Source organism: Actinoplanes sp. NPDC051411, from assembly GCF_040682075.1.
GTDB lineage: Bacteria > Actinomycetota > Actinomycetes > Mycobacteriales > Micromonosporaceae > Actinoplanes.
The window spans coordinates 45,256-58,064 of record NZ_JBFBAD010000004.1 but is presented as its reverse complement, the minus strand read 5'-3'; the positions used below and the strand labels follow the sequence as shown (position 1 = coordinate 58,064).

12 protein-coding genes are annotated in these 12,809 nt (G+C 74.2%); 9 read left to right on the top strand and 3 right to left on the bottom strand.

Annotated features, from left to right (window positions below; all coding sequences use genetic code 11):
- Positions 1-13 precede the first annotated feature (13 nt).
- Genes AB0M88_RS03215 through AB0M88_RS03200 form a run of 4 tightly spaced genes read left to right on the top strand, consistent with a single transcriptional unit; the run spans position 14 to position 3,121 of the window.
- The gene (locus tag AB0M88_RS03215) at positions 14-835 is read left to right on the top strand and encodes a hypothetical protein (RefSeq protein ID WP_364094600.1); all 822 of its coding nucleotides are present in this window, start codon (positions 14-16) and stop codon (positions 833-835) included.
- Entirely contained in the window at positions 832-1,689 is an 858-nt protein-coding gene (locus AB0M88_RS03210; protein WP_364094597.1) for an ATP-binding cassette domain-containing protein, read from the top strand. The genes AB0M88_RS03215 and AB0M88_RS03210 overlap by 4 nt, the downstream gene beginning before the upstream one ends.
- Positions 1,689-2,462 (top strand): hypothetical protein, encoded by a 774-nt coding sequence (locus tag AB0M88_RS03205; RefSeq protein ID WP_364094594.1) that lies wholly within the window; start codon positions 1,689-1,691, stop codon positions 2,460-2,462. The genes AB0M88_RS03210 and AB0M88_RS03205 overlap by 1 nt, the downstream gene beginning before the upstream one ends.
- Positions 2,463-2,470: 8 nt before the next feature.
- A complete protein-coding gene (locus AB0M88_RS03200; protein WP_364094591.1) occupies positions 2,471-3,121 on the top strand; it encodes a hypothetical protein in 651 nt (216 codons plus the stop codon).
- On the opposite strand, the gene AB0M88_RS03195 is transcribed toward AB0M88_RS03200, so the two are convergent.
- Positions 3,075-3,806 (bottom strand): alpha/beta fold hydrolase, encoded by a 732-nt coding sequence (locus AB0M88_RS03195; RefSeq protein WP_364094589.1) that lies wholly within the window; start codon positions 3,804-3,806, stop codon positions 3,075-3,077. The two genes, AB0M88_RS03200 and AB0M88_RS03195, sit on opposite strands and share 47 nt — an antisense overlap.
- A gap of 58 nt (positions 3,807-3,864) precedes the next feature.
- Here AB0M88_RS03195 and AB0M88_RS03190 point away from each other — a divergent pair, with 58 nt between their 5' ends.
- Positions 3,865-4,812 carry a YafY family protein gene (locus AB0M88_RS03190; RefSeq protein WP_364094586.1) on the top strand — a complete coding sequence of 316 codons (948 nt, stop codon included), beginning with the start codon at positions 3,865-3,867 and terminating at the stop codon, positions 4,810-4,812.
- A gap of 7 nt (positions 4,813-4,819) precedes the next feature.
- Here the strand turns inward: AB0M88_RS03190 and AB0M88_RS03185 are convergent, their stop codons facing one another.
- A complete protein-coding gene (locus AB0M88_RS03185; RefSeq protein WP_364094583.1) occupies positions 4,820-5,494 on the bottom strand; it encodes a GNAT family N-acetyltransferase in 675 nt (224 codons plus the stop codon).
- An 80-nt stretch (positions 5,495-5,574) separates the two neighbouring features.
- Between AB0M88_RS03185 and AB0M88_RS03180 the strand changes: the two genes are divergently transcribed.
- A complete protein-coding gene (locus tag AB0M88_RS03180; RefSeq protein WP_364094580.1) occupies positions 5,575-6,390 on the top strand; it encodes an alpha/beta hydrolase in 816 nt (271 codons plus the stop codon).
- Positions 6,383-6,934, top strand: a complete 552-nt coding sequence (locus AB0M88_RS03175; protein ID WP_364094577.1) for a TetR-like C-terminal domain-containing protein — start codon at positions 6,383-6,385, stop codon at positions 6,932-6,934. Before AB0M88_RS03180 ends, AB0M88_RS03175 begins: the two co-directional genes overlap by 8 nt.
- 1 nt (position 6,935) lies before the next feature.
- Here the strand turns inward: AB0M88_RS03175 and AB0M88_RS03170 are convergent, their stop codons facing one another.
- On the bottom strand, positions 6,936-8,252 hold the full coding sequence (locus tag AB0M88_RS03170) for an FAD-binding oxidoreductase (RefSeq protein ID WP_364094575.1): 1,317 nt from the start codon (positions 8,250-8,252) through the stop codon (positions 6,936-6,938).
- A gap of 81 nt (positions 8,253-8,333) precedes the next feature.
- Here AB0M88_RS03170 and AB0M88_RS03165 point away from each other — a divergent pair, with 81 nt between their 5' ends.
- Positions 8,334-9,149, top strand: a complete 816-nt coding sequence (locus tag AB0M88_RS03165; RefSeq protein ID WP_364094572.1) for a helix-turn-helix transcriptional regulator — start codon at positions 8,334-8,336, stop codon at positions 9,147-9,149.
- A gap of 103 nt (positions 9,150-9,252) precedes the next feature.
- Entirely contained in the window at positions 9,253-12,777 is a 3,525-nt protein-coding gene (locus AB0M88_RS03160; RefSeq protein WP_364094570.1) for a hypothetical protein, read from the top strand.
- The last annotated feature ends 32 nt before the right edge of the window (positions 12,778-12,809 follow it).

The following is a 12,809-nucleotide window of genomic DNA, read 5'->3' as shown; positions in this document are numbered from 1 at the left end:
CGGGGAGGTTGCGATGACCGCATGGCACCTGGATCCGGAGGCAATCCGCCGATACGGGCGGGAGGCCGTCCCGCCCGATCTGGCGGCTTCCGCCGAAGCGCACCTGATGAAGTGCGCCGTCTGTCGGGACGTGCTGGCGTCCTATGTGGATGACCGCCGGGTGGAGGCAATCTGGCACGAGGTGGCCGACCGGATCGACGCGCCCCGGCGGAGTCGGCCGGAACGGATGCTGGTCCGGCTCGGCGTGGGCGAGGCGACGGCGCGCCTCGTGGCCGCGACGCCGACCCTGCGGGGGCCGTGGCTGCTGGCGGTCGCGGGCGTCCTCGCGCTCGCGGCCGGGGCGGCTCAGGTCGACGAGCGCTTCCTGCGGATGTTTCTCGTGGTCGCCCCGCTCGGGCCGCTGGCCGGTGTCGCGGTCGCCTTCGCCGGCGGCCTCGATCCGACCCGGGAGATCGGGCTGGCCGCGCCGATCTCGGGGTTGCGGCTGTTGCTGATCCGCACGGCCGCGGTCCTGGCGGTCACCGTGCCGATCGTGGCCCTGGCCGGGCTCGCGCTGCCGGGCTCGAACTGGCCGGCCGTCGCCTGGCTCCTGCCCACCGCCGGGCTCACCGGCGCCGCGCTGGGCCTGACCGGCCGCCTGACCCCCATCGTCGCGGTCGGGGTGGTGGGCACGGCGTGGGTGCTGCTGACCGCCCCGACCGCCGTCGCCGGTCGCCTCGACCTCGCCTTCGGCGCCGGCGCCCAAGTCTTCTGGCTCGCCATCGCCCTCGCCGGCGGCACCTGGCTCGCCGTCACCCGCCACACCGTCACGATCAAGCTGGGAAGAAGCGCATGACCACCGTACGCGTGCACGACGCGACCAGATCCTTCGGCCGCACGACGGCGCTCGACGGCGTCGACTTCGAGGCCGGCCCCGGGGTGACCGGGCTGCTCGGTCCGAACGGGGCGGGAAAGACGACCCTGCTCCGGATCATCGCCACCGTCCTGGCGCCGGACCGGGGCACGGTGACGCTGCTGGGCCGGGACCCGTCGCGCCCCGACGACCGCACCCGGATCCGCGAGCGCCTGGGCTACCTGCCGCAGGACGCCGGTTTCCACCGGGGCTTCACGGTCTTCGAGTTCATCGACTACGTGGCGATCCTCAAGGAGATGACCGACCGGCGTCCCCGCCACGACGAGGTCCGCCGGGTCATCGCGCTGGCCGGACTGGAACCGGTCAGCGCCAAGCGGATCCGGGCCCTCTCCGGCGGGATGCGCCGGCGGGTCGGGCTGGCCCAGGCCCTGCTGGGCGATCCCGGCCTGCTCGTCCTCGACGAGCCGACGGTCGGCCTCGACCCCGAGCAGCGGCTGCGTTTCCGGGAGATGATCTCGCACGCCGGTGAGGGACGCACGGTGGTCATGTCCAGCCACCAGACCGAGGACATCACCGCCCTGTGCACCCGGATCGCCGTGATCCACCAGGGCCGGCCCCGGTTCACCGGCACCCCGGCCGAGCTGACCGCACGGGCCGAAGGACGGGTGTGGGCGGACGGGCAACGGTCGCCGGCCGCGCTTGCGGCGTGGCGCACCGGTGAGGGCGCCTACCGCAACGTGGGCGATCCACCGGCCGGCGCGGAGCTGATCGCACCCACGTTGGAGGACGCGTACCTCCTGCTCATGGGCGGATCCGAGCTGGAGGTCACCCGCTGATGACCGCCGTTTCCCACCGGGCGCCCCTGGTCGGCCGGGAGAGCCGCCGCCTTGTCCGGCAACCCGTGACGTGGCTGATTCCCGTCGTCGTCGCCGCGACCTCCGCCGCCGACGGGGCGAGCGACGGCCGGAACGCCAGCTACTGGTACTCGACGATCTTCATCGCCATCGCGTTCTTCGGTCCCCTGTTCGTCCTCTTCGCGGCCAACCTGGTCGCCGGCGGCGCCCGCCGCAGCCGGGCCGAGGAGATGCTGAGCGTCACGCCGACCACGGACACGCGCCGGACCTGGGCGATGTGCCTGGGCATCGCGCTTCCCCTGGCCGCAGCGGGCGTGATCGGCGTGGCCGCCATGGCTCTCATCGACAGCCTCAACACCATTTCGCCTGACGACCAGATGACCGCGGGCGAGCTCGCCCAGCTGCCGTTCGTCCTCGCCGGGGCCGGACTGCTCGGCGTGCTCGCCGCCCGGTGGCTGCCCTTCACCGGCGGCGTGCTGATCACGTTCGCCGCCGCGACCATGGGCGCGCTCGTGGTGTTCGGCCGGTTCGACTCCGGCATCTGGTGGATGTGGTGGACGACCGGAACCACCTTCGAGAACCGGGCGCCGGTTCCGGGCGAACCGTGGCTGCACGCCGCCTATCTGGCCGGGCTCTGCGCCTGCGCCGTCGTTGCCGCGGTCTACCGCGACCGCGCCCAGTGGACCCGCCTGGCCGTCGTCGGCCTGCCGGTCCTGGCCACTACCCTCGTTCTGGGCTGGCTCCAGCTGCCATGACAGCCTCGGTGGCGTGGGAGCTCGTCCGCAGCGGCCACCTGGTGCGCAGCCTGCGACTGGCCCCGTTCGGGCCCGGCGTCGCCGCGGTCGTGGTGCTCCTGGTCGCCCGTCGCGGTGGCACCCACGACGTCGCCGGAGACCTGCGCACGCTGGGCCTGCTGCTGGCGCTGGGCAGCGGTTACGTGCTCGACGACGGCGCGGCGGTCACGCTGCAGGCCAGCCCGTACGGCCTGGCCCGGCGGCTCGGGCTGCGCATCGGCTGTGCGGTGGTGGCGGTGGCACCACCGTGGACGGTGATGCTGATTCGCCTGCTTCCCTCCGCACCGGCCGGCGATCGGTGGGCCCTCGGTCTCGGCCTCACGGTCGAGCTCGCCGCCGCGCTCACCCTGGTCTGGGCGGTGGCCGCCTGCGGCCGCCGGCACGGCGTCGAGCACCCCGGCATCATCACCACTCCCGCGCTCCTGGCGGTGCTGCTGCTGGCGACGTCGATCTCCCGGGCGCCGATGCTGGTCGGCACCGGCCCGCAATGGACGGCGGCCCACCTGCGGTGGTCGGGCGTCCTGCTCGGCGCGGCCGCGGTGCTCGTGGCCGCGATGCGCGATCCGGCCGGGGTCAGGAGCCGGCCAGCAGGAGGGCGGCGAGGTCGGCCGGGCGGCTGAACATCGGCCAGTGCCAGGTGGGCAGTTCGGCGTAGTGCCAGTCGTCGCCGGCCATGTGGCGGAAGAGCGGTGCGCTCGCCGCCAGTGCCTCGATCTGGGCCACGGTGAAGCTGCAGGTGATCGAGTAGCGCGGCAGTTTCTCCCAGGCGCCGGTCAGCCGCATCGGCGCGGTGGCGGTGGCGTACGGCTGGGGCGTGCCGAACTCGGCCAGCCGGTGCAGCGTCGCCTCGTCGACGCCCTCGACGCCGGCGGCCAGGGCGGCCCACGGCGGGGGTGGCAGCAGCCAGCCGTCGCCCTGTTCGTCGACGACGGCGCGGTCACGGGCCGCCTGCTCGGGGCCGGCGAAGTCGGCCTGGGCGGCGCCGTCGGGCAGCGGGCCGGTGTCGACGTAGACCAGGCGGGCGACCCGGTCGGGCACCCGGTCGGCGGCGTTGGTGGTGACCAGCCCGCCGTAGCTGTGGCCGACCAGCACGACGTCGTGGAGGTCCTCCCAGCGCAGCAGGTTGACGACGTCGTCGGTGTGCACGCCGAGGTCGACCGGCGGCGCGGCGAGGTGGGAGCGCTCGGCCAGGCCGGTGAGGGTCAGCGGGTAGACGTCGTGGCCGTGCGCTCGGAGCGTGTCGGTCACCGGCCGCCAGGACCAGCCGCCGAGGAAGAAACCGGGAACGAGGACAAAGGTCGTCATGCGGTCGAGGCTACGATCGATACCGGACAGTATCCGCCCGGATAAACCAGGGATGTTCATGACCCGGCCGACCGCCCGCGTGCTCGCCCTGCTGGAGATCCTGCAAGGGGGCGGCTCGATGACCGTCGGCGCGCTGGCGGAGCGGCTCGGTGTCGACGAGCGGACCGTCCGGCGGTACGCCACGCACCTGTCCGACCTCGGCATTCCGGTCGAGGCGCGGCGAGGGCGGTACGGCGGATACCGGCTGGCCCCGGGATACAAACTGCCGCCGCTCATGCTCACCGACGACGAGGCGGTGGCGGTGCTGCTCGGCCTGGTCGCCGGGCGCCGCAGCGGGCTGGTCACGGCCGAGCAGGCGGCCGCGGACAGCGCCACCGCGAAGATCCGCCGGGTGCTGCCGGCCGCGCTCGGCCGGCGGATCGACGCGCTGCTGGCCAAGCTCGACGTCACCGCGCCGATGCGGAACGCCGCGCCGCCCGAGGCCGGGGTGCTGCTCGTCCTCGCTGAGGCGGCCCGGCACGGCCGGCCGGTCCAGATGCACTACACGAGCTGGCGCGGGGCCGGCGAAGGACGCCGCTTCGATCCGTACGGCCTGGTGTTCCACTCGGGCCGCTGGTATGCGACCGGGTTCGACCACGCGCGCGGTGCGGTGCGCACGTTCCGCCTCGACCGGGTCGACTCGGTCCGGCCGCGCGAGGGCGCGTTCGAGGTGCCGGCCGGCTTCGACCCGACCGCGCAGGTGCTCGCCGGCCTGGCCGCGGTGCCCTACGCCCACCAGGTCAGCGTGGTGCTGCGGACCGACCTGGCCTCGCTCCGCGGGCGCCTGCCGGCCGGCGTCGGCACGCTGACCGAGGTGCCGGGCGGCGTACGGCTGGAGACCCGGGCCGAGCACCTCGACGGCGCCGCCCGGATGCTCGCCGGCCTCGGACTGCCGCTGCGGGTCGAGCAGCCGGAGGCGCTGCGGGACGAGCTGCGCGCGCTGGCCGCCCGGCTCGCCGAGGCCTGACCACGGATCAGTGACGCCAGTAGGTGATGCCCTCGCCGATCGGGCGGAAGCCGCACGTCTCGTAGAGGAGCTTGCCCTCACCGGTGGCGTTGAGGATCGCCCGCTGGGCGCCCGAGGCGACGCAGACCGCTCTCAACAGGGCGGTGCCGAGGCCTCGGCGGCGGAAGGGCGGCCAGACGGCCATGTCGAAGACCCCGGCCAGGCCGGAGGAGGAGGCGAAGGACCAGGCGCGGCCGGCGAAGCGGCCCTCGTCGTACGCGGCGGCGTACCAGGCCCGGGTGGGCCGCAGCCGGGTGACCGCCAGTTGGCCGGCGTAGGAAGCGTGCTCGCCCTCGTAGTCGGTGGAGGACGTCTGCAGCTCGACGCGCGGGTCGGCGGCGGTCATGCCGGTGAGGTCGGCGGCCATCCACCACGGGGACCAGCCGCGCTCGAAACCGGCCCGGAGCAGGGGAGCGGGGTCGACGTCGAGGCTCAGCCAGGCGCCGACCGGCCGGGTGCCGGCGCGCAGCAGGCCGCGCAGGAGCGTCGCGTCGGTCAGGGTGGACGGGAACATCAGATTCCGGCCGTCCGGGCCGTCGGTCCAGGTCAGCGGGCCGTCCTCCCAGACGGCGCCGCCGAGGTTGGTGGCCCGGTAGCGGAACCACTCGGTCTGTACGCGCTCGCAATCGGCAACCGTGATCACGGTCGCATCTTGCCATGTTGACAGTTCCAGCTAACGGGATTAGCTTTTGGCTAACGACGTTAGCCACACCGGAGGTTGTCATGAAGCTGGATGTCAAGGGCGGGACGCTGGCGTACGAGGTGGCCGGCGCGGGGCCGCTGATCGTGCTCGCGCACGGGATGGGCGACAGCCGGGAGGCCTACCGGTTCGTGATGCCGGCGCTGGTCGAGGCCGGCTACCGGGTCGCCGCGGTCGACCTGCGAGGGTGCGGGGAGTCGAGTGCGGTGTGGGACAGCTACTCGCGTACGGAAATCGCGGGTGACCTGATCGCCCTGATCAGCCACCTCGGGGATCCGGCCGTTCTGGTCGGGCACTCGATCTCGGGTGGGGCCGCGACCATCGCCGCCGCGCTGGAGCCATCGCTGATCACCGCCGTCGTCGAGCTGGCGCCGTTCACGCGGAAGCAGCAGATCCGGCTCGGCGACTTCACGAACGGCCGCTACCGCAAGGGCGCGCTTCGACTGCTCGGCACCGGCATCTTCGGCAGTGTCCGGATCTGGCGCGACTACCTCGACGTGGCCTACCCGGGGCGGCGGCCGGCCGACTGGGATGCCCGCCTGGCCGCGATCGACGCGATGATGCGCGAGCCCGGCCGCATGAAGGCCATGCAGAAGATGGGCCGGACCCCGCCGGCCGACGCCGGGGCCCAGCTGCCGAACGTGCGGTGCCCGGTGCTGATCGTCGAGGGCACCCTCGACCCCGACTGGGCCGACCCGGAGGCCGAGGGCCGGGCGATCGTCGCCGCGCTGCCCGCCGGCCGCGGGCGCCTTGCGATGATCGAGGGCGCGGGGCACTACCCGCACGCGCAGTACCCCGAGCGGGTGGTCGAGCTGATCCTGGAGGTGGCCCGTGCCTAGGGCGGGACTGGACGCGGCCACGGTCGCGGCGGCCGGGGCGGCGCTGGCCGACGAGGTCGGGTTCGCCAACCTGACGATGGGGTTGCTGGCCGAACGACTGGGGGTGCGCACCCCGTCGCTCTACAAGCACATCGCCGGCCAGGACGACCTGAACCGGCGCATCGCGGCCCTCGCCCTGGACGAGGCGGCCGGCGCGATCGGCACCGCGATCCAGGGCTGTGCGGGCCGCGACGCGCTGGCCGCGGCGGCGCGTGCCTTTCGTGACTACGTGCTGGCCCACCCCGGTCGTTATGCGGCCACGATCCCTCTGGTGGCCGACGACAGCCTCGCCGCCGCCGGCAGCCGGGCCCTGGACGCGTTCCGGGCCGTGCTCCGGTCCTATCCGATCAAACCCGAGAACACCGACCACGCGCTGCGGACGGTACGCAGCCTGCTGCACGGCTTCGCCACGCTCCAGTCGGCCGGCGGCTTCCAGTGGTCGGCCGACGTCGACGAGAGCTTCGAGTGGCTGATCGACTTCGCCGACCGGGGTCTCCGCGGGTAGCTCAGAGCTCGTGGTTGGCCTGGAACAGGCGGCCCGGGTCGACCTGATCACGGACCGCCCGCAGCCTGTCCAGGACCCCGGAGCCGAACGCCCGGCCCGGGTCGACCCTCTCCTCCTGGAAGTTCAGATACTCACGGCCGCGCGACCATTCGCCCAGGCCGTCGATGACCCGCTGGGTGTGCCGCAGAGTCTGCTCGGCGAAACCGCCGATCATCATGCCGCCGGAGACGAGCTGGAACTGGCCGTCGATCGCGCTCAGCGCACCGCCGCCGGCGACCGGCCGGGCCATCGCGCCGCCCAGGTGCCGGACCTCGACCGCCAGCGCCAGGTCGTTGCCGGAGCCGGGGCCGGCCACCTCGATCAGCCGGTCCACCGCCGCGGCCGGGAAGTCGTCCAGCAGCGCGGACCGGCCCCAGCCGGGCGTCGGGTGTTCGGGGTCCATGTGGATGCGGACCACGGCCGAGGGCGGGACCTCGGCGAACGTGTCGACCTCGGGTTTCAGCTCGTGGAACGGCCTGACGTTCTCTTCCGGAGACGATCCGAGGACCGCCCCGTCGATGATCACGAGGTTGCGCCCGCGGAACGGCTCCGGCACCTCGGGGATCAGCGGGAAGTTCATGTGCCGGTACGACAGGGTCATCTCCTCCGGCGCGTCCGACACCACCTCCTGGAAGCGGGTGAGTACCCGGTGCGCGTCCCGCTGGTCCCACAGCATCATTCCGGCGTAGACCGACTTCAGCTCGAACAGCGCGAACTCCAGCGAGGTGACCAGGCCGAAGTTCGCGGCACCGCCTCCGCGCAGCGCCCAGAACAGGTCGGCCTCGTGCTCGGCGTCGGCCCGCACCAGCGAGCCGTCGGCGGTGATCAGCTCGACCGCGGTGACGCTGTTGACGGCCAGCCCCCTCGACCGGCCGTACCAGTTGATGCCGCCGCCGAGCGTGTAGCCGACCACCCCGGCGTCCGGCGACGAGCCGTGCGGGGCGGCGAGGCCGTGGGCACTCGCCCGCTCGGCGATCGGCCCCCAGAGCGCTCCGGCTTCGACCCGGGCCCGGCGATCCTCCGGCGCGACGGAAATAGCCGGCATGCTCGACATGCGAACGAGCACGCTGCCGCTCAGATCGCCCAGCGGATACGCGTTGTGGCCGGTGCTGAGCGGCGCGACCCGCATACCCTCGGTAGTTGCCAGCCGGACCACCTCGGCGGCCTCGGCCACGCTGGTGGGGAACGCGATAGCGGCCGGCCGCAGGTCAGCGACGAGAGCCCAGGTCGTACGGGCCTCGTCGTAGCCGGCATCGCCGGGCCTGATCATCGTTGTCATGCGGCGACCATCACCGACCGTGGCCGCCCTTACCAGGGGAGCGTCTGTGCCCCGCTGACGATGAACAGTCAGAATGGCCCGGTGAGTTCGCGTGAGCTGGCCTCGTTTCTGCGCTCCCGTCGGGCCGCGCTCCAGCCGGACGAGCCGCGCGCCCGCCGCCGCACGGCCGGCCTGCGGCGCGAGGAGGTGGCCGCCCGGGCCGCGGTCTCGGCCGACTACTACCGCCGGCTCGAGCAGGCGCGCATCGGGCCGCCGTCCGCGCAGGTCGTGGCGTCGCTGGTGCGGGCGCTGGAGCTGACCCCGGACGAGCGCGACTACCTCTACCGGCTCGCCGAGCGCCCGCTCCGAACCGGCCCGGTGCTGACCGATGTCGTCGACCCCGGGCTGCGGCAGATCGTGGAGAACCTGGGCGACTCCCCGGCCGCGGTGATGAGCATGATCGGCGACAGCCTGCTGCAGAATCGGGCCGCCTCGGCGCTGATGGGCGACACCACCGGGCTGACCGGTGACGAACGCAACACGACCTACCGCTGGTTCACCGACCCGTCCACGCGGGCCATGCACCCGGCCGAGGAGCACGAGGAAGAGGGCCGCGCCCGGGTGGCCAACCTGCGCGCCCGGGCGGCGACCGTCGGAGACCCGCGAGCCGGCCGACTGATCGGGCTGCTGCGCCGGCGGAGCGCCGAGTTCGAGCGGTACTGGCTGGAACACCGGGTGGCCATCTGCCGCTCGGGCACCAAGACCGTGCTGCACCCGCTGACCGGCCCGATCGACCTCGACGTGCAGATCCTCGACCACACCGGCGTCGGCCAGGTGCTGGTCGTCTTCACCGCTCCGCCGAACTCGCCCGCGGCCGGGAAGCTGCCCCTGCTGACAGCGGCGCCGTCTGCCTCGTAAGGATTTTCGCAGGTCTCGCGGGCCGCCCGGGTCTCGACCATCGCGGTGGGTTTTAGGTATGCGTGCTCAACCCTCGGACCGTCCGGCCGACCAGGATCGCCATGTGACCTACCCTTGTCCCTTCTGCGGAGCGGCCGCGTCCAGCGAGGCCGGTTGCCCTGCCTGCGGTCGAGGTCCCGACCGGCTCGCGCTCGAGGTCGTCCGCCTCGACGGCGTCATCGCCGAACTCACGACGCGGCTCACGGCCGCCCGCCTGACGGCGCAGCGGCTCGACGGAGAGCTGAAGCAGACCTGGGTGCGCCGGGCGGCGGCTGCGGCCGAGGTACGCGCCGAAGTCGCCCAAGCCCAATCGCCGGCCGTCACCGGCCTCCCTCTCGGCGCCACCCCGCCCCGCGCCGATGCGTCCCGTTCACACGACCCCAACGCCCCTCAGCCTCGCGGCGCTGAGCCCGGCCCGCATGGCCGCAGCACGCCTCGGCCTCGCCGCGATGCGTCCCGGGTGGACGGCGGCGCGTCCCCAGCTCGCGCCGACGCCTCGACCAAGTGGATCCAGAACTCGCTGTTCCTGCTCGGCGGCCTGCTCCTGGCCGTGGCCGCGATCGTCTTCACCGCCGTCGCCTGGGCCCAGTTCGGCGTCGGCGGCCGGGCCGCTGTGCTGGCCGCGTTCACGGGCGCGGCCCTCGCCGTACCCCCGCCGGCCGTGCGCCGCGGCCTGGCCGCGACCGCCGAGACCTTCGCCGCCATCGGCCTGCTGTTGATTCTGCTGGACGGTTACGCCGCCTGGTACGTCAACCTGCTCGACGTCACCCGCCTGTCACCCTGGTCCTACGCCGCCCTGGTAGTCGCCGCGACCGCCCTGACCGCGCTCGCCTTCCCGCGCCTGACCGGCCCCCGCTTCGCGGCGCTGCTCCTCGCCCAGCCGGTCCTGCCGCTGCTGCTGGTCCCGGCGGGCTTCGCGGCGGCCGGCCACGCCTACACCTACGCGGGCGTGCTGGCACTCGACCTGACCGTGCTGGTCCTGGCCCGCGGCCCCCTCCGCATCATGGGCGGGTTGCTCGCGGGTGCGGCCTTGCTGCCGACCGGCGCCTTGGCCCTGACGGCGCTGCTCTCAGCCGAAACCCTGGGCCGCGCCACAGTCGCCGGCGCCGCGCTCCTCCTGACGGCGGCCCTCCCGCTGACCGCGCTCGCTTTCCTCGCCCCCCAGTTGAAGGGGCCGGCCGACCGCTCCGCCGCGACACCTGACGCCGCTTCGGTTCTGCGCGTGGCCCGCGCCATCTTCGCCGCGCTGATGGTTGTCGAGGTCGCCGTGATCGCCGTCCGGATGGCGGTGCTGGTCGCCCCGGGGCAGGTCTTCCTGGCCGACTCGCTCGCCCTTCTCGGCGTCGCCATCCTGGCCGCAACGGTCCGGTCCGTCTGGCTTGACCGCGTCGTCGGCCGGGGCGTTCAGATCGGGGCCGGCATCGCCCTGTTCCCCTTCGCCGTGGCCGCGCTCGGAGCCGGCGTCTCGGATGCCGTTGACACCCTGGATACCGCGCGTCCTCCGCTCAACGCCACCCTGACCACACTCGTCCCCGCCGCCGACCCGAGCCTGCTGCCGGCCCTGGCGAGCCTGGCCGCCGCGGTCGCCGTCACGGTTCCCTCCGCGTGGCGCCGCCTGACCGTTCTGTCCGCCGGCACGCTGACCGTCCTGGCCGTCCCGGCCGCCCTGCACCTGCCGTGGTGGACCGCCCCGATCCTCGACCTGGCGGCCACAGCGGCGGCCCTGTTCCCGGCCACCCGCTACCGCGCCCCGTCGCTCGCCGCCTTCTGGGCGCCGCCCGCTTCGCCGCCGCCCGCATCGGCAGAGTCTGCCGTGGGGATGCCTGCTTCGCCGGCGCCCGCATCGGCAGCGAATGCCCCAGCCGTCCCTTCGGCCACGCCCGCAGCCCCCTTCACCTACAGCAGCGAGCTCGTCGCGGCCCTGCTCCTGACCGCGCACGGGGTGACCGCGGCCTTCGGCAACGCAGCCGTGGCCGCCGCGACCCTCACCGCGCTCGCCGCCCTCGCCGTCGCCGTCACCCTCCTGACCCGCCGCGGCCCGCGCCGGATCGAGCTGGCCGGTCCGGGCGTCTTCGTCAGCCTCCTGACCCTCCCGGCCATTGCCTGGGCGACCACCGCTGCCCTGACCTCGTCGCCGCTCTGGCCGCCCCGGATCGCCCTGGCCGCCGCGCTGCTCCCGCCTCTGGCGCTCCGCCTCCGGGGCCGCCGCCTGGGTGACCTCCGCCCGTTCGCCCTGGCCGCCGCCCTCCTGCCGATCACTGTGGCCCCCACCTGGGCGGTCCCGGCCGGTGACTCCGTCGGCATCTACGCCGGCGTGGCGCTCCTGACCCTGTCCTTCCTCGCCGCCGACCGCGCCGGCTGGTTCGCGGCGTTCCTCCCCGCCGCCGCGTTGGTGACCGCCACCGCTGAGCCCGTCTGGCGCCTCCTTTTCGTGAAGCAGACCCCTGACGTCCCGGCCTCGGCCGCCATCGCCGTCCTGCTCGCAACCGCCGCCACGCCGAGGGTCATCAAGAGAGCCACCGGCCTTCTGGCCCTCACCGCCGCGCTCGCGCTCGCCGCGGCAGGCGTCCCGTGGCCCTGTCTTCCAGCGGCGGAACTCCTACTCGGTCTCGCCGGACTCGTGGCGGCCGCTCTCCGGGCCCCCACCCCGTACGGAATCCCGGTGATCTCCCTCCTCCTGGCCGGGGCCGGCCTGGCCGGCACCACCCCGAGCCGGCCCGTCCTGACCGCCGCCGAAGGTGCCGTCCTGATCGCCGCCGCGGTTGTCGGCGTCGCCGGCCGCACCCGGACGGCCCGGGTGATCGGCTGGCTCTGCGCGGTCGCCGCCGGCATCGGCGTCGTACACAACGTGGCACCGGGCGACGACGCGTTCCCGGTTCTCGGCGTGGCGGCCGGGACCCTTGCGCTGTCCTGGCTTCTGCACCGCACGGCGCGGCATCTCGAGTCCCGGGCGGTCGAGGCCGCCGCGCACGCCACCGCGGCCCTGTCCTTACTGCTCACGCTGGGCGGTGAGCGCACGGCGCCGGCGGTGGTCTGGTTCGTCTGGGGTGCCGCGCTCGCCGTGCGGGCGCTGCGCCGTGATCGCCGGGACGCCTACCTGGTCGCCGCCGGGTCGGCCGAGCTGGCCGGGTGGTGCTGGCTGATGGTCGTGCATCACGTCGGGCTGGTCGAGGCGTACTCGGTTCCGGCCGCGGCCGTCGCCCTGCTGGCCGGTGTCCTGGCCCGCCGCCGGCAGCGGGAGCTCACGAGCTGGGCCGCCTACGGCCCGGCGCTGGCCGCCGGGCTGCTCCCGAGTCTGGCGTCGATCGCCGGGAGCGACGGCCAGTACCCGCGGCGCCTGCTGCTCGGGCTGGCCGGGCTGGCGATTCTGCTGGCCGGTGCCCGCGTCCGGCTCCAGGCGCCGGTCGTCGTCGGCGGGGGCGCGCTGGCTCTGGTCGCGCTGCACGAGCTGGCGCAGGTCTGGGATCTGGTTCCGCGGTGGATTCCGCTCGCCGCGGCGGGACTGCTGCTGGTCGCGCTGGCGGCGACGCTGGAGCGGCGGCGCCGCGACTTCGACCGGCTGCGGACGGCGCTCACCCGCATGAGCTGACGGAGTTGCGGTTGGGTTGCGGGCGCCGGCGG